The sequence below is a fragment of the Domibacillus aminovorans genome, from assembly GCF_001643235.1.
In the GTDB taxonomy this organism is placed as follows: domain Bacteria; phylum Bacillota; class Bacilli; order Bacillales; family Domibacillaceae; genus Domibacillus; species Domibacillus aminovorans.
On the sequence record NZ_LQWY01000003.1, the window covers coordinates 1 to 24,964 of the forward strand.

The following is a 24,964-nucleotide window of genomic DNA, read 5'->3' on the forward strand; positions in this document are numbered from 1 at the left end:
TTGGTGGAGGATTGGGAGAGTAGAACGAACGCTTCGCTAGACGATGTCATATCGGTTTCGATCAAGCACGTGCGGAGCTCGCAGCCAGGTTCAAATCAACAGACTAAATGACGGTTTATAAGTATAGGGGTTCCGTCATTTACACAAAATTCTTGACGCTCCCAAATTTTAATGAAAAACTTCATTTATTTAAAAAGACTTTCTTCTAGGATGGAAATTGATAAATGAGTAAATATTTCTCGAATGTCCTCAATCGCGCCCAATTGTGGAAGATCAAAGGCCGTTGAAGCTGTGGCGCATTTATTGAATTTTAGCACCAGTTCGTTAAATAACAGAAAAGGACAGTTTATGCTTTGTAGCTATACATGCTAGAATTAGAGAAGGAAAAATAAATGAGTGACTTAAGATCGATACAGTAAAAAGAGTAGCCTAAATTAATGTTTAGAAGGTGTTGTTTATGCCAGACTGGTCTTATCATCCATTAAAAAAACTTTTACTAGATAAAACAAGGCCGAAAACAAGCCGAGAGTTTCTTCATAAATCCATGAGTACAATATCATCCATTCCGGGTGGTCGGGATCTTATTGGATTTTTAGGGCATATGAAACCCCCACGGGAATTTCAAAAGGAAATTTATCATACTAGATTTCCTTCTCCTATTGGGTTAAGTGGCCATATTGATCCTAATTTGTCAGGTATTAACGCCTTCCAAGAATTAGGCTTCGGATTTGTAGAAATTGGACCAATCGTGTTAAACGAACCTAAAAACCAAATAGAACCAAGAAGGGAAAATAGTCATATTCTGTTTTCTAATCATCAAGAGAAGGTCCCTCTCAAATTGGCGATTAAAAAATTAACAAGTCTGAATATTCGAATTCCTATATTTGCTAAGATAGATGCACAAGTAAAAAGAAATGAATGGGACATAATTGTACAACATTTAACGCCTTTTGTAGACATTTTCATCGGAACAAGTGAGCAAATTAACTCATATGTAGATCAAAGTTTAATATGTTTAGAGCGTTCTTTTTATGTATCTTTTTCTGCTGATGAAATTAACAAAAAAAAATTAGAAATGGGGAAATTAATACAGCATACATGTATTGGAGGTATTGTCGTAAATGCTCCTCATCGAACGGAGGACAGCTATTGGCATGAAGTTGCAAATGCAAATGAATGCCTAGCTAAAATGGCAAAACAGGTTAAAGATTTACATCCTGAGCTAATGGTCATAACCTCTGGCGGTGTGGAGACACCAGAGGAGGCTGGTGCTTTAGTTCGTGCTGGTGCAGATCTGGTAATGCTAACAGATGGCTATGTAAAAGCTGGGCCAGGGTTACCAAAGCGAATTCATGAACGATTATTATATGAAGAAGCCCGACCTATTAAAAAACAAAACTGGTACTGGTCATTTCTGTTTGGTCTCTCCATCGTAATTGGAGGAATCATTGCCTTATATTTTGCATTTACGAGTATTATCCTCCCTTATGATGAATCGTTTATCGGACTGACAAAAGCTGATATCCTACAAGTAAATCCACTCATCTTATCATTTATGGCACATGATAGAATAGCTCTAGCTGGAACGATGATATCTGGAGGAATATTGTACATCCAGCTTGCACGACACGGAATTAAATATGGCATGCATTGGGCAAGGATTGCTTTTCATAGTGCAGCAATCGTAGGATTTCTAGGTATTTTTCTTTTTATCGGCTTCGGTTACTTTGATTGGTTACACGGTTTATTTTGGCTTTTCTTATTGCCGGTATATTATTTTAGTTTTAGGGAAGGAAAAAGAGCCACAAGTACCCCATATTCTATTCATGGAAAGAATGATAAAGCGTGGCAATACGGGCTTTATGGACAACTCATGTTTATTATACTAGGATTTTTGATAGTAGTAGGCGGTATAGTTATTTCTACTATAGGTGTATCCAAAGTTTTTGTACCAACTGATTTAAGCTTCTTGTGTATGTCACCTCAAATGTTAGATAGTATGAGTAACAATTTGATTCCCGTTATTGCACATGACCGAGCAGGATTTGGCAGTGCCCTTATAAGTGTTGGTTTGCTTTTTTTAATGCTTTCCTTGTGGGGTTTCAGAAAAGGGGAACGTTGGGTTTGGAATACCCTTGCTGTCGGGGCATTACCTGCGTTTATAGCGGGGATTGGAACGCATATATATATTGGATATACAACCTTTATACATTTACTACCTGTTTACCTTTTAATAATTTTATATTTATTAGGATTAGTATTATCTTATCCTTTCTTAAAAATGAAATAAAGCCGTATCGACAAATGGATACGGCTTTCACATAAGATAATTATAGGTCTATAAGAAATTCTTCTTAAATGGATAGAAAGGAAGATGGGCTTTGAAAAAAACAATTGGGTGGACCCTAATTATTGGCCTAGTAGTCGTTATGATCAGCCTTGAAACATTTTTGGTCAGTGAAAAAAAGAAGTGCAGGAAGCTGGAGAAGTTTCAAATAATAATAAAGAACTGCTTACGAATGAAACAGAACTTGAAGAAACTAGAATAATCGAAGGATTTAATGATCCTGCAACAAAAGCCCAGAATCAAAGAACACCAGAAACAAGGGAAATGGAAGTAGCAAGAGAACAGGCTCTTGAAGCAAAGTATAAGACCGAAACAGGAAAAGATGTAGAAGTCGTCGCTCTTGAAGGAGAAAATGTTCACGTAGATGGTATTGTAAAAAACAGCGACGATCTCAAATTTGGATACTCAGAATCAGATGTAATCCGTGTTATGCATTTGATGACACACCAGAAGATTATAGCGGAAGATGTATGGGGAGCTGTCCCAATGACGCCTTCAACAATCGACCAGCTTATCACACACCTTAAAAATCATCCAGAATACGATCCAGATTTACTTTATGTAGCCCAAAGGTGGAAAGAAGGAAATTTTAGCGCAATCGATCATGAGCATAATTATCTTCACACTAGATTGAAGGCAACTAAAGGAGCTGCAACAGGAATTGCAACTTCAGAACAAGAAAAAGAGTTTGTTCTTAAATATTTTGATCCAAGCGTAGCACGAGAAATAGGCTTCCAATAATGGGAGCTTATTTTTTAGCTCAATAATAGCTCTATAATTTTCAATTTAATTGAGACTGCTTTGTCTTTTTTTTTACGGCTAGGAAATCTGAAGGCTGTATTTTATTGAAAGACCAAAAAGTTGTCTGAAAAACAATAAGGTTGTTTAATTTTTTGTTCGTACTGTTGATTAATGATTTACTTGTTATTTTTCAGAAAAAACTATAATTTAGATACAAGACACCTACGGAATTGGGGCAATCCATATATGAGTCACCTTAAGTTTTTTGTTTATCAATTCGTATTAATCAGTGCACTTATTGCTGTCAATTATTATTCTGATGAATACATCAGCAAACCATTTGGCTCTGTTGATTTACTCGCAATAGGTATAATTGCTTTCCTCGCTATAGTAACCATTAGTTTGACAAATAGACTTTATAACCGTTTGGGTACTATCCGATTAAGGAATAAGATTTTACTTACAATCCTAGCCTTTGTTTTAGTTTGCCTATTTATAGTATTATTCACTGTAGCAATGACATCTTAATTTTTAATTCTTAATACACAATTTGTGTCAATTGCCGTCTAAGTTGGGATTAGTGCTGCTTACTTATATCTTCGAACTGTTGATTACTCTCCGGTTTCCATTTAATAAATCAATATACATAAATTTGGGAGGCAGGTTTAATGAATACCTCGGCTATCAATTGGTTTGATATAACTTTCCAGTTGTTTTGGCTCGTTCTTTTAGCTTCATTGGTTTTTCTTGTATATAAAGTTATTAAGATTAAACGAACGAAAAAGAAGTTAAATCGATAAGTTATAAAGGCACCTAAATATTCTAGGTGTTTTTTATTGTAAAATTTGATGACTCTCACAATTGAGCTCTCTTTGTTGAACAGTTTCGGTCTACTACCTAGATATCGGTTCATTTTATCTTTTTTTGAATAATTGTCTAAAAGGTACGAGTTGTAAAAGGATTTCTTCTTCAATTAACGAAGCAGGATAATTGAACAAGAAATCATTGGGAAAAATGGTTATAAGACAAAGGATATTTAATTTTTATTTAGGAGATAAAACAATTCTTACATTTTTTAGAAAACAATTTCTTGAAGACAGAATTAAACCTATACTGTTTTTACAGGTAATATTGGTAACCTGTGCAATAATCGTTTATTTACAAACTTATAATAGGATAGATTATTTTTATTCTGGGATTTTGAACATCATTGCAGGAGTGATTTTTTTTATTAAATGGTATTGAGATATACATACTTAAAAAAAGTGGGATTTGTTCTTAATAGATACTTATCAGATACAATCAGATGGCTTATGTCACATTAACAGGGTAGAGGTCGCAGGTTCGAACCCGGTAGGAATCATAAAATATAAACCCTTTAAAACCCTTATGGGGAAAGGGTTTTGGCGTGAAAGACCACTTCTTCGGAGGTGGTCTTTTTTGTTTTTCTGTGCTGAAAAGTGGGTTTGGTGCCATGTTGGTGCCGAAGCGGTTTATTTTGATTTTGGGAACAGGGCATCAATTTGTTTAGCAAAACTTTATTTTAACTCGAACAGTGGAATGCTGGTTGATGGAGTGGATTTTAGCAGGAGATTATTTTGGTTGTACAGAGATTGTGAAGTTAAAATAAACATTTCCGATCAGTTTGATAAAAAGTGCTTAAGCATGGTATAAGTGTAAAAGAAGCAGGGGCATTTTGCTTTTTAATTTTGGGATAAGGGATTGGCCTGGTATCCCATAATGAGAGGATTTGAATTTGAATATGATAGATAATTTTTGGCGTGATTTACCACGACCTTTTTTTATACTGGCACCAATGGAAGATGTGACGGATGTTGTTTTTCGCCATGTAGTGAGTGAAGCAGCCAGACCTGATGTGTTTTTTACAGAGTTTACAAACACGGAGAGTTATTGTCACCCAGAGGGGATCCATAGTGTGCGTGGGCGTTTGACTTTTACAGAGGATGAACAACCAATTGTAGCCCATATATGGGGGGATAAGCCTGAATACTTTCGGCAAATGAGTATTGGTATGGCGAAACTAGGCTATCGGGGTGTGGATATCAATATGGGCTGTCCTGTACCTAATGTGGCACAGAATGGGAAGGGAAGTGGCCTTATCCGTCGTCCAGAAGTTGCAGCAGATTTAATACAAGCAGCAAAAGCAGGAGGATTGCCCGTAAGTGTAAAGACAAGGCTTGGTTACACGGATGTAGACGAATGGCACGACTGGCTAACACACATATTGAAACAAGACATTGTTAATCTTTCCATTCATCTGCGTACAAAAAAGGAAATGAGCAAAGTAGATGCTCATTGGGAACTAATCCCGGAGATTAAGAAACTTCGTGACCAGGTGGCACCAGATACACTCTTGACGATCAATGGGGATATTCCTGACCGTCAAACTGGCTTAAAGCTCGCTCATCAATACGGTATTGATGGGATTATGATTGGGCGTGGTGTTTTCAATAATCCATTTGCCTTTGAAAAGCAGCCGAGAGATCATAGTAGTAAGGAATTGCTTGATCTCTTAAGGTTGCATCTGGATCTCCATGATAAATATTCAAAATTAGAGCTACGTCCGTTCAAGGCTCTTCATCGCTTTTTTAAGATATATGTCCGTGGGTTTCGAGGGGCAAGTGAATTAAGAAATCAATTAATGAGCACAGAGTCAACAGATGAAGTGCGTGCATTGCTCGATAACTTTGGGTCAAAGAATCTTGATGGAATGGGGGAACAGATGGAAGTGTCCCAATTCAAGGTAAAAGCGAAGTAGGACGTTAAACTGGTGTGCCCCCAAAAAGTTAGAGTTTATACTAAGCAGTTAATTGGCTGGTGTGAAGGCGGTATTGAACCGGACTCATTCCCGCCAATTTTTGCTTTATACGCTTGTTATTATAGTAATCTATATTAGGTTATGAATTTGCAAATTAAAAGTACGCAAATGGGGAAGATCATTATTTTCTTCAATTTATGTCTGAAATTAGGAAAACAGCTTGTTTCGCTTTGACAGGGTAGCGGTCAATGAGGAAATTCCTCGGTTGAAATCAATAATTTAAACCCTTATAATACAAAAAAGACAATAACGGTCTAAGTTCGGAAAATGACCGTTGGACTGGACGGACAAGAAACAGCGGTATATAAGGGTTTTCAGTAGGATAGAGCAACAGCCTCCTAAGCTGTAGGTCGTAGGTTCGGATGTTATGTTGTCAAAGAAAAATAATTCTGACACGCCTCTAGGGGCGTGTTTTTGTTTGGTAATTAAAGCCCTTTTTAAACTGAAAGCTTTATCATCTCCAGTCTCTTTTATAGTTATTAGATAGACAATTGTCGTATATCCTGGAAAGTTCTTCTCCGGAAGAGTTCCCAACAGAGTATCTGGAGTTATCCAAGGCAAAAGAATATGAACAAATGGCAGATTTGGTAATTGATGAGCGTTTTCCTGATCGGCAAAAAAGAATTGAAGATTATGAGGCATCAGCCAACGATTCAGCCGTAGAAGAGTATGAAATTAAAGAAGTAAAAGATGTGACAGAAGAAACGGCAAAGGTTGTGGCAGTGTTAACGTTGAAAGATGGTAGTGTTTATCAGGTGCCTTTGAATCTTGTGAAAGAGGCTGGGGAATGGAAATTGCATATCGGTTTCGAAGGTATTAACAAAGATAAAGATTTTAAAACTATTAAACCAGCAGCTGGATTTTAAAGATTTGTTTGAATGAAAAACACTTATAAGTCAGTGCTTTTGGAAAGTAAGAATTAATATAATCAATGCAACATAATAGTAATTATATGGCATTCACAACAAACAGCCCAAAGAATTTATTGATTCTTCGGGCTGTTTGTTTGCAGTATAAAGAGAACATTGATTCGAAACGAAAATAGAAAATATTAACTATTTAGGATTTCGGTGTAGAGTTAAAAGGAGTCAGCTTGTTTTTGATACAAAATAAATTAACTGAGGTGCCAGAATGATCAATTATCTGAAAGGATCTGGAAGTGCCATTGTAGTAACAATGTTAGGTTTAGCAATAATGGCTAAGGGATTAGGTTCTTTTGATGACTTTTATGTGGGCCTTATATATGTTTCTGGTTTTTGCTATGTATTTGGTTTGTTAGGTCTTGCCTGCTTATTTTAATAAAGGCTTTTTTCGTAAACTTTGTTGCTTTTGAATAATACAAGAATATTAAATGTTTTTTCTTACTAATGTATAATAGATAAATAGATGGAAAATAATGTTATTTTACAAGGGGTTATTCAGATGGTTGAATGGGTTCAACAAGCAGATGGAATTTGGCAATACATCGCTTTATTTTTAATATCAATATTGCCATTACTGGATGTTTTTTATATTATTCCAGTAGGTATTATGTTGGAGATGTCACCTGTAGCCGTTGGGATTATTGCTTTTTCAGGAAATTTTATAATGGTTTTAGTCTTTGCAATATTTTTTAGACAAATTTCTAAATGGCGTAACAAACGGAGAGAAAAAAAGGGGAAATTAGAGCCAGACATATTTGGGGAAAATATGGTCTTCCAGTGTTTGCTTTGCTTTCACCCTCGTTACTTGGAACAGATTTAGCAGCTTTAACAGCTCTTTTGCTAGGTTCATCTAGAATTAGAGTAATTACTTGGATGGGAATCAGTTTAGTCATTTGGTCAATTCTTATGACAGTTGGCTCTGTTTATGGCCTCAAATACGTAAATTGGTATTAAATTTAGACACCATAACAAAAAACTATTTATCTAGTCAGTAAATAGTTTTTTTGTTGTTAGCTAGGATAGTATAATCTCTGAATAACTAGATCAATACTGCTGAACAAATACAACATAAATGCAATTATGTTGTATTCAACAAAAAGACAAAAACCAAGCGCTATCCCTTACCATTCAAGGGATGGCGCTTGGTTTGGTTTACAAGAAGGAAACTAAATGCAATATTTTGGATCATTGTGTTATATTCAATACAACATAATGTATCTGTTTTACGGCTCGATTAGTTTAAAAGGAGCAGCAACAGTTACTTGGTTCTCTGAGCTATGTTCTTTTTCATAGTCGCGAAAATTTTTGATAATACGATAGTTACCAGCAGAAAGTTCCTCACTAAAAATTTCGAATAAAATCGCTTCGGATGCTGTCTTGTTAGGAGCAAGGAGATGCCCTTCATCGGTAAAAAACATTCCTTTTTTAAGTGGAACACTATACCAGGTTCCATTCACGTTTTTCTCTAATAAAAAGTTAGTTCCGTAAAGGAATGTAACCTTCCCATCATTTTGCAAAGTAACCGCGACTTCATTATCCTTTGTGGTATATTGCTCTTTTTTAAGCTTGATTGTAATTCCCTCTTTAGAAGACGGAAGGTCCCCATGAATCTTAGCTTCGGATCGTTTTGGTTCTAGTTGACAGGCGACTAGCAAAAGGGACACTATCGTTAAGAAAGAAATGAGTATCGTATGCTTTTTCATCAAAATCTCTCCTTTCCATGATTCACACAATAAGCATCACCGAAATGATCAAACTTTTTTATGAAAATTAATGAATTAAGCAAACGAAAATACCCCATTTTGATCAATCTTTTTTCAAAATGGAGTATTTTTATTTGTTGTTATAAACAGATTTTTGGAGTGTTTTTAATCAAACTTTATTTTAAAGTTACATTATCTACCTCGATCAGCCGCACAAAGTAATTTTCAAACATATATTCACGTGTTGTCCTCATGCATGTCGATGGTTATCGAGGCTATAACGACATACCAAAGGTGAGGCTTGTCGGCTGTTGGGCACATGCACGTTGTAAGTTAGATGAAGCACTGAAAGCCATGCCCCAAGAAAACTAATTAAATTATACAATAAAGCGCCCACGGAAAGACACGTGGGCGCTATTTGGCGCTTACTTATAAAGTAATAGATATTTCATTTAATTTATCTTTTTGCAAGGAAATTAATCGATTGTACAAAACCCCTCTGGTATAACCAATCTGCTATTTCATAGTAGATTTTAATCAAACTGCTTATTTTAATGTTTGAGTAGAGACTACTTTGTTACAGCTTCTTTTTTTGTGGCTTCTATTGATGGTGTGGCTTTTACTGCAGATGCCGTTTTTACTTCAGTTGTCGCTTCTACTGCAGGTGTCGTTTCTGCTGCAGGTGTCATTTCTACTGCTGATGTCGATTCCTCTTTAGAATTAAGTGGAGAAGCTAAAGCTGTTCCTGCTATTACTGAAACAGCTAATGTCGTTGCCCCTATTAACAGAACTTTTTTCATTTCAAATTCCTCCTTATTGTTAATCGCTGTGCGATATAGTATGGGATGTCGTTTCCCACTCATCTAATTTAACTAATGAATGTGACAACAATATGACGGTGAAAAAATGTAGTGTATCCACCTGACATATGATCACTTATCTAAAGTCAAATCCCTTGCTTAGATAGGAAATAATGCGTCGTTGTCATTTTATTGTCATATTCAAGGTATACACTAACGACTTAGCTCTTATTGTGATAAGTTAATTACAAAGTATTGTAGAAAGGATGTTTTATAGTGAAGCATATCTTACTCATTGAGGACGAATTGCCGATTATTTACATATTAAAAGCGTATTTGGAAAGAAAGGGTTTTTCGGTGATTTCCCATTCAGGCGAGGGTGATGTAATTCAATTTTTTTTAAATTGTAACCCTTCATTGGTACTTTTGGATTTGATGTTGCCTCAAAATGATGGGCTTGAGGTTCTAAAGCAAATCCGTCAATATGGTAGTTGTCCTGTCATTATCCTAACGGCTAGAGGTAGTGTGCCCGAACGACTAGCAGGACTTGGACAAGGGGCTGATGATTATATTACAAAGCCATTCGATCCTGAGGAGGTTGTGGCTAGAGTTCAAGCCGTATTACGCCGTCCCTCACATTTAGAAGATAATGAAATTATTAGATTAGGTCATCTTGTAATAAATCTTACTACTCGTACAGCCTCTTTTTATGATGAGCTAATTCCTTTGTCACCACGTGATTGGGGACTGCTCGCCTTCCTAGGAAAACACCCCAATCAATGCTTTACTCGCGATCAACTATTAGATTATGTATGGGGTATGAATTATGAGGGTGCAGATAGAGCTGTAGATGCTTCAATCAAAAGAATTCGTCAACACTTGCGTGAATGGTCACCAGACGAGGGCGAAATTAAAACAATACGTGGAATGGGGTATGTGCTACGTGTTAACTAACTTACAGTCTGATAAAAGTATCCCTTTACTGCGTTTTTGGACTCGTAGATATGCGGGAGTGTTAATAGCCATTATTATCTTATTAGGGATTGTCGCTGGTGTATGGCTAAAAGTAAACGAAAATCAACAAAACTTTCAAATACTACAGGCAAGAGCTGAACAACTTAGTGTTTCATATATACGCGCTATGGATATAATACAATCACAACCAAATTTTCAGCAGGATCAATTACCTAGCACAACTGCTGTACCTACTACACCCGCTATAGCAACGGAAGTAGCGCGTCCGGTTGCTCAAGATTATATGCAGGTTTTTAATGAAGAGGGTCATAATCTTGTTAACTTTTCGAGTCTAGATATATCAATATCCAAGACTCTTGCTAAAACACCGCCTACTATAGAAAGTGTGCTAAGCGGTAAAAAAACTAAAGAAAAAATTGAACTTAAGGATGTTACATGGCTACGTGTAGGCATCCCCCTAAGGAAAGAGGGAAATGTTATAGGTGCTTTATATTTAAGTACCCCTACCCCTTCATCAGAGATGCTTTCGAAGAATATAGAAACTTATGGATTTCTTGTGCTTATTATTTTAGGAATCGCATTTGGAGGTTGGCTTGTAATATATCACCTTTCTAGAAAATTAACTCGTCCCTTACATCAATTAACGGAAGCTGCGAGACAAGTCTCGGAAGGGGATTACTCGCCGAATCTGCCATCAGCAACGAAAGTAAAAGAAGTTGAATTACAACAACTATTCTCTTCTTTTAAGATGATGACAAAGCGTTTGCAACAACTTGAACAAATGAGAACAGATTTACTTGCAGGAGTTTCTCACGAATTAAGGACCCCTGTTACTTCGATTCGTGGTATGATTCAAGCCGTCCAAGGAGGCGTTGTCACAGGGGAAACAGCAGATCAATTTTTAGTAACAACGTTAGAAGAAGCTAAAAGAATGCAAAAAATGGTAGAAGATTTATTAGATTTTACGTCATTAGAATCTAGCACAATTCATGGAGAGTTTGTCTTATTATCTCTCTCAGAGGTAATAGAAGAGGTAATCCAACAGGTTCATTCCATAGAAGGTTTTAAAGATATAGACATTGATGTCTCTCCTTTAATCAAACCACTGAAAATAGTAGCTGACAGAGGTCAGATTAAGCAAATTCTGCTTAACCTCTTAATGAATAGTGCAGGAGCAGAGGCTACTAAAATCACTTTAAGCCTCAATATGGAAGAAAAAAAGCTGTACCTTGATATATTAGATAATGGTAAAGGTATTGCAGAACAAGAAATTCCTTATATTTTTGAACGATATTATCGAGGAGACAGTAAAAGAAAGAAGAAGCAAGGATTAGGGCTTGGGTTACCTTTAAGTCGATTACTTGCTGAAGCTAATAATTGTGAATTGTTCTTAATATCAACCTCACCGCATGAAACTATATTTCGTCTCATGTTACTTATTGAATAAACTATTAGAGGAAGTAAAATAGACAAGTAAAACAAACACCCCCTGAATCGTAATAGTTTGACATACGATAATAGAAGGTGTTTCTTTCTTAGAAGACATATACGAAATTAGGTTGTTTTTTCACGTAAAATTAGATTAGGTACTAATCGAATATAAATAAGTTCACCTGCAAGCTCAACGATTGTCTGCGTTACGATTACGGCAGCTACCAGCGTGCTTAACTCGTTGGGCAACGCCAAGGCAAGAGGAAGAACTACAAGAGAATTGCGTGTTGATCCACTGAAGATAAGGACACGGCCTGATCCTGTATCGAGCTTAAACCACTTAGCGATAAATCGAGAAACAACAGGTACGATGATCATAAAAGCAACATATAAATGAACAAAACAAGATTTGTTTATGTTTAATATTCTTTTTCATTCAAAGGGCTTATTTTTCTTCTCTTAAAATACACAATAATTTGGAAGGGAGTGAGTGTATTTTATGAAAAATTTATTCAATAAAGATGTACAGTCACTCGAAATTTCTGGGATCATAAAAATGTCTGAAATAATTAAAACATACGATGGTGTCGTGGCATTAACAATAGGCGAACCTGACTTTCAAACACCCTTTTTGATAAAAGAAGCAGGGAAGGCTGCCATAGACAACAATCGTACGTTTTATGCACCAACGGCGGGGGAACCCGCACTGCGAAAAGCAGTGTCATCATTTATGGAACGGAGATATCATTTATCGTATAACCCCGACACTGAAATTATTGTCACGAATGGGACAACCGAAGCCGTGTTTCTTACGTTGAAGACCCTTTTGTCACCAGGTGATGAAGTTATCCTTGCAACACCCGCTTATCCAGGGTATGAGCCCGTTATAAAGTTGTGCGGCGGTGTACTCGTGCCTATTGATGTTAGCGGCACCCGTTTTAAGTTAACAAAAGAACAACTGGAGCAAGCCATTACACCTAAAACAAAAGCAATCATTCTAACGTTCCCCTCTAATCCAACAGGCGCTATCCTAACAAAAGATGAGTTAATGGATTTGGCGAAAGTCATCGAAAAACATAATGTTTTCGTCATTTCAGACGAATTGTACAGTGAATTGGTTTTTGATCAACCTCATCAATCTATCGCTTCATTTCCTTCTATAAGAGAAAAAGTGATTGTTATTAATGGCGTGTCCAAGTCTCATGCGATGACGGGATGGAGAATCGGATGTACGTTTGCGCCTTCCTATATCACCAATGAACTGTTTAAAGTTCATGAATGCCTCAATACAAGTATCTCTTCTATCTCACAAGAAGCCGCTGCCTATGCCTTCAATCACGGAGAAAAAGAAGTGGAACAAATGAAACTCGAATATCAAAAACGGAGAGATTACTTGTGTAAACGATTAAATGCCTTGGGATTAGATACAATTGTGCCTGATGGAACGTTTTATGCGTTTCCAAGTATAAAAAGATTTCATCATGATTCGTATGCATTCAGCATGGAACTGTTGGAGCAAGCGAAAGTAGGTCTTCTGCCCAGTACCGTTTTTACAAAAGGAGGGTCGGATCGACTGCGTATCTCCTTTGCTTATTCGATGGAAAAATTGAATGAAGCGATGAATAGAATCGAGCAATACTTAAAAAACAAATAAAAAAGGCATTTAAAACAGATTTCATTTTAAATGCCTTTTTTTATGAGCATACTTTTGCTCTGTACCTTTGTAAAAATGATGCCGTGTTAAATGCCGCTTTCTGTTGGTGTTTGTTCGGTTTGTAATGGCTGTGGTTCTGCAACAGGTTCTTCGGATGGCGGTTCTTCAACAGGCGGTTCTTTCGGTGTAGGAACTTCAGGCGTTTCCACAGATTCTTGCTTCAGGATCATTAATATCTTTTACCGCTTTTGCTATCTAAACTTGTTTAAACGTGAGAGGGGGCATGATCTCACCAATTGTCCGATTACTCTTTATCAAGTGGATAGGGGCAGTTGCACTCCTGCAAGCTGTTATTAATTCAGTACCGTCCGATTACTTAAAAAATACTGGAAACGGTGATAAAAATGGCTAGCAACTTTTCATTTTTTCGTGCGAAATGGGATGTACTTGCTAATTTAGTGGAGTCAGCAGAAAGAAATGTGTATGTGGACCCTCATACAACATTAATGAAACTGCGCTTGTTTGCGGAGACCATGACGAAATACATTTTGGCATCTGAGAATATTCGTGAAGCATACAATACGACGCAAGTGGATCGGACTAATACGATACGGCGTGAAGGAATTTTAGAGCCAGAATTCATTCAAATGATGGCGCAAATGAATAAACAACAAGATAAATAAATCCTTGTTGTATCAACGATTGAAGATGCTTTTGGACAATATTGTCCGTTATCAACTTATAAAGGAGTCGCTTCATAATGGAATTAATCGAACTACAAATGAAAAAAAGCCTTGTGGTTTTAATTTCCACAAGGAGCTTTTACATTTAGTATAGGGTAGGGGTAGGATAACAGGCAACAGCATCAATAAGTCTTGGGTCTATACCATAAAACATCCAGAATGCACCGTTCCATCTATATCCGGAAATTTCGCCATACTCGACACGAGTTGGATAAAACCAAAAACTTTCCCCATTTCTAAGCCAAACATAAGTGTTTTGAAATACACAGTCTATGATATAGGATGGAGAAGAAGGCTTTGGTGGAATAAACGGTGGTGGAGGGAATTCAGGTGGCATACGATTTCACTCCTTTATTAGATAGTTACTCAACATAATATGCTGAAATAAACAGAAGTGATCTAGGGCAATTGTGAAGGATTCTACTTAAGCTAACGGGTGTATTAGTTGAAAAAGTGAACTATAAAATCGGCTTCGAATGAAAAATATAATGACTTAGATCACATTGTAAATGAATTGGACAGAATGAATACTGAACTTCAAAAATAGTGTTGAATTCTTCTTCTTTAGAATCGTCAATCAAGACGGTTCTTTTTTTGTGCTGCAATGAGTTAGAATTTTCAACACGCAATATTTACCGTCAGGTTATGATTACTACAATTTGATGATGATACGTCTTTATAAAATGCCTTTTTAGGATTTTTTCACCATAACAAATATGACAAGCAGGTTACGCTTTTATAACCTGCTTTTTTTTTTGAAAAAAGTGACCTGATTAAATCCAAGCCCTGTGTGCGTTGAAGCTGGTGGTGAAAACAGGAAACTATTATTATGGAAAGCTAGTTTAATTTGGAAGGTTAAAACCTATTGCAGGATTGCTAGATTTCCGGCAACATTAAACCCGAAGCACGGGCACCACATTCACAAACAAATGACAAGGGAGGATTCCAAAAATGAAAAAGAATCTACGTATGGCCGCGATTGCCGGTGCAATGTCAATTGGAATATTTACAGCAGGACAAGCAGAAGCCGCTACACCAACTTGCAACTGGAATCAACCTGTTCAATATAAAACATATAATGGTGAAAAAACAGCCGTAAAAGTACAACAGCCGGCTCAAAAAGCACCTGCTGCACCAGCACAATCACCGACAACAACACAAGCGCCGGCAGCGCAGCCAACAGCAACAACTGGTTCTGTCAGCCAATTTGAAAAGCAAGTGTTTGAACTTGTGAATCAAGAGCGCGCAAAAGCAGGAGTAAAAGCACTTCAACTTGATACGAAGTTAAGTGATGTTGCCCGCACGAAGTCAGCGGACATGAAAAACAAAGGCTATTTCTCTCATCAGTCACCTACTTACGGTTCGCCGTTTGATATGATGAAACAATTTGGCATTACGTACAAATCAGCTGGTGAAAATATTGCAAAAGGACAACAAACACCAGAAGAAGTAATGGATGCTTGGATGAATAGTGATGGACACCGTAAAAATATTTTAAGTGCCGACTTCACGCACATCGGTGTTGGATATGTAGACGGTCATTGGACACAAATGTTTATCGGAAAATAAATCGATTCTCCCGCTGGCTTATATGCTGGCGGGATTTTTTATCTTTCATTTCCTGGTTTTGAGAATTTTACATTTTTCATTTTGGTGGGAAGTTCAGATGTTGATTTGTATATAGCTGCGTAAATAACTAAGCCACCTTTTCTTGTTGAAAGATTAACCAGGAAAGGTGGCTTTTATTAAAGTATTTACCTCGATGATTTAAGGGCATATATTCGCTATTTCCGCTATCCTCACCGCCGTTTTTTTCTATGATAAGACTCATTGAGAGAATGGTCAATGATATCTTGCGCCTGGTCAGATTTTATCCTGTATGCCCAAAAAGAACGAAAAAAGACCCTGTGTGATCAGAACTTATCCATTCTTGAAAAATGACTTGAATGTCAAGTAGTTCGTTTACATGAGCCGCTCCTTTTTAAAATGTAGGTTTCGTGCGAAAGACCTTTTCATTAAGAGATCTTTTTTTCTCGTTTCGCTGCTTGATCTATCATAAATATCAGTGTTAGAGAAAAGCCGATAAAAGAAAATACCCAAAAAATACCCGTAAAACCGTTAATCCCGGCAGACAGCATGGCAATGAGAATAAGATAAATAGTAAAGAAGCTTTGCACGATAATGGTTAACCCGATTTTTTTCATAAGAATCGCCTTTTTTACAAAACCGATGTATCGATGTACTTGCCAGACAAAGACTGCGAGTGTAACAAAGAAAAACGTATATGCAGCAACATTGATTACATCCTTGATGGTCAACGATTCCATAGTAGCTAAAAAACTGATGATGATTTCCTTCATGATCCACCGCTCCTTTCATACCTATTTGAAAATCCTATTAATATCCTTATTCCAGAATAAGAGGGTATAATCCTCATTGTATCCAAAAAATCCAAATTAAAAACCATTATACTTCGCATTTATAAAGTCGGTAAAAAAAGATTTTCCAACAAACCACTTTTAGGTTGACGATTACATTTTTATTTATATAGATCGGGGATGATGAAATTTAGGGATCATTCACTATTTTCATTAAAATCATTCATAAACCAGCTTGAATTCGGAAAGGCTAAAAAAGCAACCATTAAAAAGGAGTGAGCACTGTGGGACAAAATCATCAATTTAAGCCTGGGCAAAAGGCGCCGAACAATGGATCTTATGTGGAAATTGGCGAAACAGGAAGCACGGTAAACGATCCAAAGAAAATCAAGCTGGAAGCAGGAGATACTTTCCCAGATACAACAAATCACAATCGTGTTTGGACGTATCAGCCCAAAACATAATCACTTAAAAATCTTTCCCTAATTCATTGAGCGTATCATCATATTTTTGTTTCTTTTACACACAATAAAAATAAGCGGAACGAGCAGATGGCACAATCATATCTATAAGAACTCATAAGCGCTTCAAATAAAAGAACGGCAGATACTTAAGACAAAGTGAAATTTTTAACTTTAGCCAGCCGATAATGGCTGGCTATTTCGTTCCACCAAGTCTTTTAGGGAAACATATAACTTGTGCCAATTTTATCAGATCGGATTCGAAGATAAAGTGACTCGTGCAGCGGCGGCAGTGATGATTGGTCGGGCGTTGAAATTAGATGGGGTGAAAAGAAAAACAGCATTCGAAGATGTAAACGCCACAAATTTCGCATCAGGCTCTATCGATTCAGCGGTAAAATCAGGAATTATTTCAGGCTACCCAGACCATACATTTAAACCGGGGGAAGCGGTTACCAGGGGACAATTGGTTATATTTTAGCGCGTGCATTTAATTTGTAAGGTGGAAAAACTGTAAATATCAAAGACGTGTCAAAAAGTTCCACAGCTTATCCATATAATCAAAAGATTTTAGCGGCACAGATTACAACTGGCTATCGAGATAATACATACCGCCCCAATATGGAGGTAACTTGTGCTCAATTTGCGGCCTTTACGGCACGAAAATTAAATTTGATGTAACAATGAAGTTGAAAAATAACACCGCATCATTACAACAAAACGTGTACCGTCAGTAGACTTAAACGTTGAAACATACTTTGAAGACAATGAAACTTACAATTTACATAAGGTGAATAAAATAACAGAATAAATAAATCGAGATCGATAGAAGACCGCTTTTTTAAATAAAAAAGCGGTTTTTTTATCTTTTGATGCATAATTACGCTGAGTAATGGATAAAATAAATTAATGAAGGAAAAGGAGTGATTGCCATGGAGAAACGATACTTGCTTTTATTCATAACGATCTTTATTATAATTGGTGCAAGCGCCCCTGTATATGCTTACGAAGACGAGCCAACGGGTACACCGTTTGAACAGCTCGAAAAAGAAGGCATTTCATTAAAACACTATATCGTGACATTTAAATCACAAGATATCGAAAATGGCTACTACCGGGCTGTTTCTAGTAATGGTGAGACCCTTCGTTTTAAACAATATGATGTTGAAATTGAACTATCTGTCGGTGATCGTATCCGTTCGTACTGGGAAGATGGCGGTTTTAATATAGCAGAATACGTGAAACCAAAACGGATTGATTATAAAGTAACGCGTGTATGGAATGAACATAATGAAACGTATTACGAAGGAACAAGCGCTTCAGATGGTGATATCATCTTTACAGCAGAAAATGTAATGGGTCAGAAAGTAAAGACCGGTCAGTATGTTACAGCCGAGTTTGACCAAATGTTTATTGAAAGCGGTTTAATCTGTGTATATAAAAAGAAATAAGGAAGAAGGGCGATCCCATTTAAGCGGATCGCCTTTTTACTTTAATTCAATATTTTTTGGTTTTACGAATATGTAAATCTTCATATAAATTTAAAAGCCGATCCAATTCTTGGCTATACTCGATCGCAAGCGGTGAAGTGAGTCCATTATCAAACGCGATGTTGAGAAGCTCGGTACGCTTTTCTTCAATTGCGGACAGTAGCATGTCTTTATTCATAGCGGACATCCCTTTCTTATTCTACCTGTAATAGTATACCCAATCATTGACTTATTTTCAAAAAGAACTGCCAAATTGTAGTTTTTTTCTGTTCACAATTTATTCAGAGTACGAATGAGGCCAGTTCTGTTACAATGGGAAGGAAAGGATGTTGATGATGGCTGATTTAAATATTTTTCTGGCATTTGGAGCAGGGTTTTTAAGTTTTATTTCACCGTGCTGTCTGCCGCTTTATCCTGCCTTTTTATCGTATATTACCGGCATGAGTGTGAATGAATTAAAAAACGATAATGCAATGCTTCAGCGCCGCAGTATGCTGCACACACTATTCTTCTTAATTGGATTTTCCCTTGTCTTTATTTTGCTTGGGTTCGGTTCGTCCTTTATCGGTCAGTTTTTGAAAGAGTGGGATGACTTAATCCGTCAACTTGGCGCCATTTTTATTATTTTCTTTGGCCTTATTGTAACAGGTATATTGCAGCCTAAGTTTATGATGTCGGAGAAAAGGGTTGCGTTTAAAAACCGTCCGGTCGGCTATTTAGGATCCGTACTCATTGGCCTTGCATTTGGTGCAGGGTGGACGCCGTGTACTGGCCCCATTTTACTTGCAGTTATTTATATGGCGGGGACGCATCCTGATTCAGCGATGCTGTATATGATCGCATATACGCTCGGATTTGCCATTCCATTTTTCGCACTTTCATTCTTTATCGGCCGGATGAAGTGGATCCGGACAAATAGCGCTAAGATTGTAAAAATCGGCGGTTATGTTATGATCATTATGGGTATTGTGCTCTTTTTTGACTGGATGACAAAAATTATTATGATTCTCACTCCACTATTTGGAGGATTCACTGGTTTTTAACACGTTTGAAGGAATGATTGACATGGATTGGATGATCTGGGCATCATCAGTAGCCGCTGTTATGATGGGGATCGCTGCATTCTTTGTCAGAATGCGTGCAGCTAAAAAGCCGACAACAGCAAAGAAAATCATTATGCCACCGCTGTTTATGAGTACCGGAGCTCTTATGTTTTTATTTCCGGAGTTCAGGGTGACTTGGTTGGAGCTGCTTGAAGCAACAGCGGTCGGGATGGTCTTCTCTCTTTTATTAATGAAAACGACAAATTTTGAAATACGCGACGATGCGATTTATTTGAAACGATCGAAGGCATTTCCGATTATTCTAATGACCCTTTTAATCGTACGTATTATTAGTAAACTTGTTTTATCGACGACAATTGATATCGGGGAACTCGGTGGTATGTTTTTCATTTTAGCATTCGCGATGATCGTCCCGTGGCGTATGGCGATGTACAGTCAATATATAAAACTAAAACGGCAGATGTCTGTTCAGATGATAGATACCACAAAAAAAAGCACCATTCGTCCAATTTGACGAATGGTGCTTTTTTCTAAAACAAATGATTATATGGTGAAGCATCAATCTGCATTTCATCAAGTTTTTTGCGCAAAAATTTATGGTCACGTTTCGGTGTAGCCATAATGTAGCCACGTACGATAAGATCAGTTGATATGTGGCGCGCTTTTTCTTTTAATGCAAGTTCACCGATTTTGCCAGCAATTTTATGGCGGGCGACGTCACGAAACAATTCAGGCACTGGACTAACGAGTTCTTCAAGCATTGCTTTTTCATTCTTCCCCCAGATTTTCCTTGTCTGATCGACATAATACTCTTCCCAATCCATATCTGATCGGCCATCTTGCTTCGGCATTTTTTTCAAAAACTTGCGGAACATAAAAAAACCACCGATCGCGAACAATGAGACAAGGACGACTGTCCATATCATAATAAAATAAGAAAACCAGCCTTCAAGCATGATCAAACCCCCGTAAGATTATCTTCTACTGTTTATTATAGCAAGAAAAGCACGCTTATTCATCCTTTTCATTCTCTGAATATTCCGTTATGATAAGAACATACATACGAATAGAGGTGAATCATGTGAAATTTATACATACAGCTGACTGGCACCTTGGAAAAATTGTGCACGGCGTATCGATGACAGAGGATCAGCGTTTCGTTCTACAAAAACTGATCTTGCTTATTGAGCGTGAAAAACCGGATGCACTTGTGATTGCGGGTGATTTGTACGATCGCTCGGTTCCAACGGCTTCTGCTGTTAATCTATTAAATGAAGTACTTTATCAAATTAATGTCGAAATGAATGTGCCGATTGTGGCGATATCAGGCAATCATGATAGTGCAGATCGTCTAGCATTTGGCTCGACATGGTTCCGTCAAAGCCGCTTTTATCTGGCCGGAAAAATCGAGAAAGAGATGTATTGTCCTGTGATCGAAGATGTTCATTTCCACTGTATCCCATTTGCGGAACCAGGAATCGTCCGTCACGTATATGAAGATGAATCGATTCATTCCCATCATGATGCAATGAAGGTAATCATAGGGCGTTTAAGCGAGAAAATGGATCGCGATGCCATTCACATTGCTGTCGGTCACGCCTTTGTGACCGGTGGGGAAACGAGTGACTCAGAACGTATTTTATCCGTTGGCGGAACAGGAAATGTGGGGGCTGAGCTGTTTAGCCCTTTTCACTACACCGCGCTTGGCCATTTACATAATCCGAACGCCATCCGTCATGAAACAGTAAACTATTCCGGTTCACTCTTGAAATATTCGTTTTCGGAAGCGGCGCATACGAAAAGTGTATCAATAGTAGAAGTAAACGGAAAAGGGACGTTGAGCGTGAGGAGAGAAGCGTTAACACCGATTCGTGATATGAAAGAAGTGAAAGGGTTATTTGATGAAGTAATGGAAATGGATGAAACAGATGATTATATGAAAGTAACGCTACAGGATGAAGGCGCGTTAATCGATCCAATGGCGAAGTTGAAGCAGAAATTTCCAAACATTTTACATATGGAAAGAGCAGCGGGAAAAATCCTTTCAATTGAAACGGTTTCTGCTAGGCGAAAGCGAAAAAATGAACTGGAATTGTTCGGTGAATTTTATGGGGCTATGACGGGACTTGATTTTACGGATGAAAAAGAAGCCTATATGGCAGCGGTGATTGATGATCTGAAAAAAGGACGTGATCAAGCATGAAGCCGATAAAATTAACGATGACCGCATTTGGTCCGTATGCAGGCCAAGAAGAAATTGATTTTTCACTGCTTGAAAACAGGAAAATGTTTGTTATTTCGGGCAAGACCGGTTCTGGTAAAACGACCATTTTTGATGCAATTAGCTTTGCGATGTATGGCAGGCCGAGTGGTGACAACCGGAGTGCACAAGAAATGAGAAGTCAGTTTGCACAAAAAGGACAGTTAACGGAAGTGGAATTGTTATTTGAACTGAAAGGTCGCCAATATGTGATCCGGCGTACACCACAGCAAGAAAAAGTGAAAGCGCGTGGAACGGGTACGACGATAGCGGGTGCGACGGCTGAACTAAGTGAAATAACAGATGAAGGAAAGAAAGTGCTGCTAGCAGCCAATGTGCGTGATACAGATGAAAAAATAAATGAACTAATCGGTCTAGAAGCGAATCAATTCCGTCAAATATTAATGATCCCCCAAGGTGAATTTCAAAAACTGCTCATGGCAAGCAGTCAAGATAAAGAAAAAATTTTGCAGAAGCTGTTTCAAACGGTTTTTTACAAACAAGTAGAGGATCAATTGAAAGAAAAAGCAGATATTTTGAAGAAAGAAGCAGGAAAAACAGTAGCTGAACAAATCACGATGCTAAAAAATTTGGCTCCATATTCAGATGAAATGCGTATTCTTCTAAACGAGGAGGACATGATGAAAGATGCAGTCTTCAAACAGTTGGATATCGATATGGACATGATGCAGCGAGAGCATCAAACGATGAAGGATAAAATTGTGAAGATTGGAAAAAAACGCGATGTACGCGTCGTAGAACGCGAGCGCGGTATGGCGTTGAACCGGCAGTTTGATCAGTTGATACAGTCAATTGAAGTAAAAAGACAGCTCGATGACCGACAGGAACAAATGCAATCGATTGCTCTAAATATCGTTCGTGGTGAAAAAGCAGAAAAGGTGCATTCATATGAAGCGCATGTTCAAAAAGCTGAAAAAGCATTGGTACTGGCACACGAGCGAAAAAAGGAAGCGGTGCAAAACAAAAAATCGGCGTGTGCGCAATTTGAACAAGCAAAGGAAGTGTTGAAGCGAGAAGAGAGCCGACAGCCGGAGCGTGATAAAACGATCGGGCGCTATCAACAGCTGGAATCAATGAAAGAATCTGTTTATGCTTTTGAAGAAGCGATGCAGAACGAATCAACATACCGGAAACAGCTGGAAAATACAGTAGCTGACGGTGTGCGATTGCGTGAAATGCTTCGGGAAATGGAACAAAAAATAAGCGAGGTCGAACGTTCAATCAAACCGCTTGAATTAGCGGGTGAACGGTTTATCGAAGCGGACCGGCTCGTTGAAAAAACAGAGCAGCTGCTTGAGCTGCATAAAGAAGCAAGAGTTGCAGCATCTCAATTGTCGACACTCGAAGCCGAGGGAAAAGAAACGGAGCAACGGTTCATCGAGGCCACGCAAAAAGCAGTTGAAAGTAAGAAACAAGTACTTGCTTTACGGCAGGAATTAAAGCGTGAACAAGCGGCTCTTCTTGCATTGCAATTGACAGAAGGCGAACCGTGCGCCGTTTGTGGCTCCATTCACCATCCTAAACCGGCTTATTTGGATAATGATGATCCGTTGATTCGTGAAGAGGCCGTCGAAGAAGCGGAGAAACATGCTTCATTGATGGAGCGAAAGAGTCATGATGAAGAACGCAAACTGTCATCCACCCAGTTTGCTATTCATACCGTAAAAAAAGAAATGGAAAAAATGAAAACCAAACTGCCTAAAGATCAAACGATTGAAGATGTTCAAGAAATGCTTCAATGTGTGAAAATGGACAGGCAGACGGCTGAACATGATCGAGAGAAAAAACAGAAACTGGCAGAACAGCTTCAATTGTTCAATCAGCAAAAAGAAATGATCGTGCAAAATATGGAGCAAAACCGGCAAACGGAAGCAGCTGAACAGCGCGCATATATTGAGGCGCATAGCTTTCTTTTGCAAATGAAAAAAAACGTACCGGATCAGATGCGAAATGTAGCTAAATTTATTGAAGCTTTTGACCAAGTAAAACAGCAAGTAGAACAGGATAAACAGCAATTCGAACAGGCCTGTACCTCGTATCATGAATGGCATTTGACACTCCAGTCAACGGTCTCGATTCTAAATGAACGAGAGCAGGCGATGATAGAAGCAGACGCGTCATTCAAAGACGCGGCTGCTACCTTTTCCGAAAAGCTTCTGGAAAATGAATTCGTCACTGAACAGTCCTATCAAGAAGCAAAACGGTTTGTCGATCATCTTCTTCGGATGAAGGAGTCAGTGGAGCGATATAACGAAGAGCAGCGTGCGATTCACATGAAAATTCGTGAATTGGAAAAGGCAACAGACGGTCTCGAGCGGATCAATCTTGATGAATTGAGCGATACAATTGACGCGTTGAACGACGAGATGAACGAATGGACACATAAGGCAGGGATGCTTGCGGCGCAGATGAGTGAGTCGATGCGGACAAAAGAGGCGGTCATGCGTCTATCCAAGCAAATCGCGCGCGTTGAGGAAGAGTATCGTCTTGCCGGACATATGTATGATATTACACACGGGAAGAATGAATTGAAAGTGACGTTTGAACGTTACATACTTGCGTCTTTTCTAGAGGATATTTTAATCGCTGCGAATACGCGGCTTATCGGTATGACAAATGGACGATTCCGGCTTGAGCGGCAGACGGAGCGTGCAAAAGGAAATGCGCAGAGCGGACTTGATCTATTGACCTTTGATCAATATACGGGGGCAAGCCGCCATGTAAAGACATTGTCGGGCGGTGAAAGTTTTAAAGCGGCACTTGCTCTTGCACTCGGTCTTGCGGAGGTCGTGCAAAATTATGCGGGTGGTGTGTCACTGGAAACAATGTTCGTAGATGAAGGATTTGGTACGCTTGATCCTGAGTCCCTGGATCAAGCGATTGAAACGTTAATGGATATTCAATCAGATGGCCGGCTTGTAGGGATTATATCGCATGTACCGGAATTGAAAGAGCGAATTGATGCTCGTTTGGAAGTGAAGCAGTCAGAGGTGGGAAGCAAAGCGATGTTTGTGTTTTCAGGTGAAGTTTAAACAATTTTCATAAATAGTTCACGAGAAAGTGAATTTGTCCATTGAGTAATGAGGGGAATTCCTCTACGATGAATATATAAAAACCGTTTGGAGGGAACTTTT

At 38.1% G+C, this 24,964-nt stretch carries 26 protein-coding genes and 3 pseudogenes; 21 read left to right on the forward strand and 8 right to left on the reverse strand.

The window, feature by feature from the left end; translation table 11 throughout:
- Nucleotides 1-457: 457 nt before the first annotated feature.
- From AWH49_RS01225 to AWH49_RS01250, 4 genes are all read left to right on the forward strand, one after another.
- Nucleotides 458-2,290 carry a dihydroorotate dehydrogenase gene (locus AWH49_RS01225; protein WP_063964401.1) on the forward strand — a complete coding sequence of 611 codons (1,833 nt, stop codon included), beginning with the start codon at nucleotides 458-460 and terminating at the stop codon, nucleotides 2,288-2,290.
- 180 nt (nucleotides 2,291-2,470) lie between these two features.
- A complete protein-coding gene (locus AWH49_RS01230; protein WP_063964402.1) occupies nucleotides 2,471-3,088 on the forward strand; it encodes a DUF6241 domain-containing protein in 618 nt (205 codons plus the stop codon).
- 668 nt (nucleotides 3,089-3,756) lie between these two features.
- Complete coding sequence (locus AWH49_RS20915) at nucleotides 3,757-3,888, forward strand: hypothetical protein (protein ID WP_280512807.1); 132 nt, start codon at nucleotides 3,757-3,759, stop codon at nucleotides 3,886-3,888.
- Nucleotides 3,889-4,850: 962 nt separating this feature from the next.
- Nucleotides 4,851-5,867 carry a tRNA dihydrouridine synthase gene (locus tag AWH49_RS01250; RefSeq protein WP_063964468.1) on the forward strand — a complete coding sequence of 339 codons (1,017 nt, stop codon included), beginning with the start codon at nucleotides 4,851-4,853 and terminating at the stop codon, nucleotides 5,865-5,867.
- A gap of 40 nt (nucleotides 5,868-5,907) precedes the next feature.
- On the opposite strand, the gene AWH49_RS18840 is transcribed toward AWH49_RS01250, so the two are convergent.
- Nucleotides 5,908-6,000 carry an IS3 family transposase gene (locus tag AWH49_RS18840; RefSeq protein ID WP_082193962.1) on the reverse strand — a complete coding sequence of 31 codons (93 nt, stop codon included), beginning with the start codon at nucleotides 5,998-6,000 and terminating at the stop codon, nucleotides 5,908-5,910.
- Between the two features lie 418 nt (nucleotides 6,001-6,418).
- Here AWH49_RS18840 and AWH49_RS01255 point away from each other — a divergent pair, with 418 nt between their 5' ends.
- The 3 genes from AWH49_RS01255 to AWH49_RS01260 all read left to right on the forward strand — a co-directional run bounded on the left by AWH49_RS01255 (nucleotide 6,419) and on the right by AWH49_RS01260 (nucleotide 7,670).
- Nucleotides 6,419-6,793, forward strand: a complete 375-nt coding sequence (locus AWH49_RS01255; protein ID WP_157723650.1) for a DUF4878 domain-containing protein — start codon at nucleotides 6,419-6,421, stop codon at nucleotides 6,791-6,793.
- Between the two features lie 265 nt (nucleotides 6,794-7,058).
- Nucleotides 7,059-7,226 carry a hypothetical protein gene (locus AWH49_RS19810; protein WP_157723651.1) on the forward strand — a complete coding sequence of 56 codons (168 nt, stop codon included), beginning with the start codon at nucleotides 7,059-7,061 and terminating at the stop codon, nucleotides 7,224-7,226.
- 123 nt (nucleotides 7,227-7,349) lie between these two features.
- Nucleotides 7,350-7,670: a small multi-drug export protein gene (locus tag AWH49_RS01260; protein WP_244886759.1), complete on the forward strand. Its 321-nt coding sequence runs from the start codon at nucleotides 7,350-7,352 to the stop codon at nucleotides 7,668-7,670.
- 403 nt (nucleotides 7,671-8,073) lie between these two features.
- On the opposite strand, the gene AWH49_RS01265 is transcribed toward AWH49_RS01260, so the two are convergent.
- Nucleotides 8,074-8,553, reverse strand: coding sequence for an immunoglobulin-like domain-containing protein (locus tag AWH49_RS01265; RefSeq protein ID WP_063964407.1), 480 nt, complete (start codon nucleotides 8,551-8,553; stop codon nucleotides 8,074-8,076).
- Nucleotides 8,554-8,805: 252 nt separating this feature from the next.
- On the opposite strand from AWH49_RS01265, the pseudogene AWH49_RS18845 reads away from it, so the two are divergent.
- Nucleotides 8,806-8,913, forward strand: a pseudogene (locus AWH49_RS18845) (IS66 family transposase); the annotation flags it as partial.
- Nucleotides 8,914-9,122: 209 nt separating this feature from the next.
- Here AWH49_RS18845 and AWH49_RS01270 read toward each other — a convergent pair.
- Nucleotides 9,123-9,353 (reverse strand): hypothetical protein, encoded by a 231-nt coding sequence (locus tag AWH49_RS01270; protein ID WP_063964408.1) that lies wholly within the window; start codon nucleotides 9,351-9,353, stop codon nucleotides 9,123-9,125.
- Between the two features lie 276 nt (nucleotides 9,354-9,629).
- Between AWH49_RS01270 and AWH49_RS01275 the strand changes: the two genes are divergently transcribed.
- Together AWH49_RS01275 and AWH49_RS01280 are read left to right on the forward strand one after the other, a co-directional pair.
- On the forward strand, nucleotides 9,630-10,307 hold the full coding sequence (locus AWH49_RS01275) for a response regulator transcription factor (protein WP_063964409.1): 678 nt from the start codon (nucleotides 9,630-9,632) through the stop codon (nucleotides 10,305-10,307).
- The gene (locus tag AWH49_RS01280) at nucleotides 10,297-11,775 is read left to right on the forward strand and encodes a HAMP domain-containing sensor histidine kinase (RefSeq protein ID WP_244886760.1); all 1,479 of its coding nucleotides are present in this window, start codon (nucleotides 10,297-10,299) and stop codon (nucleotides 11,773-11,775) included. Before AWH49_RS01275 ends, AWH49_RS01280 begins: the two co-directional genes overlap by 11 nt.
- 107 nt (nucleotides 11,776-11,882) lie before the next feature.
- Here AWH49_RS01280 and AWH49_RS20585 read toward each other — a convergent pair.
- Nucleotides 11,883-12,158: pseudogene (locus AWH49_RS20585) on the reverse strand (arsenic resistance protein); the annotation flags it as partial.
- Nucleotides 12,159-12,258: 100 nt separating this feature from the next.
- Here AWH49_RS20585 and AWH49_RS01285 point away from each other — a divergent pair.
- Entirely contained in the window at nucleotides 12,259-13,413 is a 1,155-nt protein-coding gene (locus tag AWH49_RS01285) for an aminotransferase class I/II-fold pyridoxal phosphate-dependent enzyme (RefSeq protein ID WP_063964411.1), read from the forward strand.
- 86 nt (nucleotides 13,414-13,499) lie between these two features.
- On the opposite strand, the gene AWH49_RS20920 is transcribed toward AWH49_RS01285, so the two are convergent.
- A complete protein-coding gene (locus AWH49_RS20920; RefSeq protein WP_280512808.1) occupies nucleotides 13,500-13,622 on the reverse strand; it encodes a hypothetical protein in 123 nt (40 codons plus the stop codon).
- A 195-nt stretch (nucleotides 13,623-13,817) separates the two neighbouring features.
- On the opposite strand from AWH49_RS20920, the pseudogene AWH49_RS01290 reads away from it, so the two are divergent.
- Together AWH49_RS01290 and AWH49_RS01300 are read left to right on the forward strand one after the other, a co-directional pair.
- Nucleotides 13,818-14,084: pseudogene (locus tag AWH49_RS01290) on the forward strand (hypothetical protein); the annotation flags it as partial.
- A 1,023-nt stretch (nucleotides 14,085-15,107) separates the two neighbouring features.
- Complete coding sequence (locus AWH49_RS01300; RefSeq protein WP_063964414.1) at nucleotides 15,108-15,725, forward strand: CAP domain-containing protein; 618 nt, start codon at nucleotides 15,108-15,110, stop codon at nucleotides 15,723-15,725.
- A 446-nt stretch (nucleotides 15,726-16,171) separates the two neighbouring features.
- Here AWH49_RS01300 and AWH49_RS01305 read toward each other — a convergent pair whose 3' ends face one another.
- Nucleotides 16,172-16,516, reverse strand: coding sequence for a hypothetical protein (locus tag AWH49_RS01305; protein ID WP_034284877.1), 345 nt, complete (start codon nucleotides 16,514-16,516; stop codon nucleotides 16,172-16,174).
- Nucleotides 16,517-16,818: 302 nt separating this feature from the next.
- Here AWH49_RS01305 and AWH49_RS01310 point away from each other — a divergent pair, with 302 nt between their 5' ends.
- The 4 genes from AWH49_RS01310 to AWH49_RS01320 all read left to right on the forward strand — a co-directional run bounded on the left by AWH49_RS01310 (nucleotide 16,819) and on the right by AWH49_RS01320 (nucleotide 18,446).
- Nucleotides 16,819-16,998: a YjzC family protein gene (locus AWH49_RS01310; RefSeq protein ID WP_018392809.1), complete on the forward strand. Its 180-nt coding sequence runs from the start codon at nucleotides 16,819-16,821 to the stop codon at nucleotides 16,996-16,998.
- A gap of 232 nt (nucleotides 16,999-17,230) precedes the next feature.
- The gene (locus AWH49_RS01315; protein WP_063964415.1) at nucleotides 17,231-17,476 is read left to right on the forward strand and encodes an S-layer homology domain-containing protein; all 246 of its coding nucleotides are present in this window, start codon (nucleotides 17,231-17,233) and stop codon (nucleotides 17,474-17,476) included.
- A 47-nt stretch (nucleotides 17,477-17,523) separates the two neighbouring features.
- Complete coding sequence (locus AWH49_RS21155) at nucleotides 17,524-17,676, forward strand: S-layer homology domain-containing protein (protein WP_157723653.1); 153 nt, start codon at nucleotides 17,524-17,526, stop codon at nucleotides 17,674-17,676.
- Between the two features lie 251 nt (nucleotides 17,677-17,927).
- Nucleotides 17,928-18,446, forward strand: a complete 519-nt coding sequence (locus AWH49_RS01320; protein WP_063964416.1) for a hypothetical protein — start codon at nucleotides 17,928-17,930, stop codon at nucleotides 18,444-18,446.
- 46 nt (nucleotides 18,447-18,492) lie between these two features.
- Here the strand turns inward: AWH49_RS01320 and AWH49_RS01325 are convergent, their stop codons facing one another.
- Entirely contained in the window at nucleotides 18,493-18,663 is a 171-nt protein-coding gene (locus AWH49_RS01325) for an aspartyl-phosphate phosphatase Spo0E family protein (protein WP_018392812.1), read from the reverse strand.
- 157 nt (nucleotides 18,664-18,820) lie between these two features.
- Between AWH49_RS01325 and AWH49_RS01330 the strand changes: the two genes are divergently transcribed.
- Both AWH49_RS01330 and AWH49_RS01335 read left to right on the forward strand, forming a co-directional pair.
- Nucleotides 18,821-19,528, forward strand: a complete 708-nt coding sequence (locus tag AWH49_RS01330) for a cytochrome c biogenesis CcdA family protein (protein WP_018392813.1) — start codon at nucleotides 18,821-18,823, stop codon at nucleotides 19,526-19,528.
- Nucleotides 19,529-19,559: 31 nt separating this feature from the next.
- Complete coding sequence (locus AWH49_RS01335; protein ID WP_425305691.1) at nucleotides 19,560-20,063, forward strand: CcdC family protein; 504 nt, start codon at nucleotides 19,560-19,562, stop codon at nucleotides 20,061-20,063.
- A 16-nt stretch (nucleotides 20,064-20,079) separates the two neighbouring features.
- Here AWH49_RS01335 and AWH49_RS01340 read toward each other — a convergent pair whose 3' ends face one another.
- Nucleotides 20,080-20,505, reverse strand: a complete 426-nt coding sequence (locus AWH49_RS01340) for a DUF2621 domain-containing protein (RefSeq protein WP_018392815.1) — start codon at nucleotides 20,503-20,505, stop codon at nucleotides 20,080-20,082.
- Between the two features lie 125 nt (nucleotides 20,506-20,630).
- Between AWH49_RS01340 and AWH49_RS01345 the strand changes: the two genes are divergently transcribed.
- Nucleotides 20,631-21,752, forward strand: coding sequence for an exonuclease SbcCD subunit D (locus AWH49_RS01345; RefSeq protein WP_063964417.1), 1,122 nt, complete (start codon nucleotides 20,631-20,633; stop codon nucleotides 21,750-21,752).
- The gene (locus tag AWH49_RS01350) at nucleotides 21,749-24,862 is read left to right on the forward strand and encodes an AAA family ATPase (RefSeq protein WP_063964418.1); all 3,114 of its coding nucleotides are present in this window, start codon (nucleotides 21,749-21,751) and stop codon (nucleotides 24,860-24,862) included. The genes AWH49_RS01345 and AWH49_RS01350 overlap by 4 nt, the downstream gene beginning before the upstream one ends.
- Nucleotides 24,863-24,964: the final 102 nt, after the last annotated feature.

Coding starts and splice junctions, on each gene's coding strand:
- AWH49_RS01225 (WP_063964401.1), top strand. CDS start 458: ATGCCAGACTGGTCTTATCATCCATTAAAAAAACTTTTACTAGATAAA.
- AWH49_RS20915 (WP_280512807.1), top strand. CDS start 3,757: ATGAATACCTCGGCTATCAATTGGTTTGATATAACTTTCCAGTTGTTT.
- AWH49_RS01250 (WP_063964468.1), top strand. CDS start 4,851: ATGATAGATAATTTTTGGCGTGATTTACCACGACCTTTTTTTATACTG.
- AWH49_RS19810 (WP_157723651.1), top strand. CDS start 7,059: ATGATCAATTATCTGAAAGGATCTGGAAGTGCCATTGTAGTAACAATG.
- AWH49_RS01260 (WP_244886759.1), top strand. CDS start 7,350: ATGGTTGAATGGGTTCAACAAGCAGATGGAATTTGGCAATACATCGCT.
- AWH49_RS01265 (WP_063964407.1), bottom strand. CDS start 8,553: ATGAAAAAGCATACGATACTCATTTCTTTCTTAACGATAGTGTCCCTT.
- AWH49_RS01270 (WP_063964408.1), bottom strand. CDS start 9,353: ATGAAAAAAGTTCTGTTAATAGGGGCAACGACATTAGCTGTTTCAGTA.
- AWH49_RS01285 (WP_063964411.1), top strand. CDS start 12,259: ATGAAAAATTTATTCAATAAAGATGTACAGTCACTCGAAATTTCTGGG.
- AWH49_RS01300 (WP_063964414.1), top strand. CDS start 15,108: ATGAAAAAGAATCTACGTATGGCCGCGATTGCCGGTGCAATGTCAATT.
- AWH49_RS01305 (WP_034284877.1), bottom strand. CDS start 16,516: ATGAAGGAAATCATCATCAGTTTTTTAGCTACTATGGAATCGTTGACC.
- AWH49_RS01320 (WP_063964416.1), top strand. CDS start 17,928: ATGGAGAAACGATACTTGCTTTTATTCATAACGATCTTTATTATAATT.
- AWH49_RS01325 (WP_018392812.1), bottom strand. CDS start 18,663: ATGAATAAAGACATGCTACTGTCCGCAATTGAAGAAAAGCGTACCGAG.
- AWH49_RS01330 (WP_018392813.1), top strand. CDS start 18,821: ATGGCTGATTTAAATATTTTTCTGGCATTTGGAGCAGGGTTTTTAAGT.
- AWH49_RS01335 (WP_425305691.1), top strand. CDS start 19,560: ATGATCTGGGCATCATCAGTAGCCGCTGTTATGATGGGGATCGCTGCA.
- AWH49_RS01340 (WP_018392815.1), bottom strand. CDS start 20,505: ATGCTTGAAGGCTGGTTTTCTTATTTTATTATGATATGGACAGTCGTC.
- AWH49_RS01350 (WP_063964418.1), top strand. CDS start 21,749: ATGAAGCCGATAAAATTAACGATGACCGCATTTGGTCCGTATGCAGGC.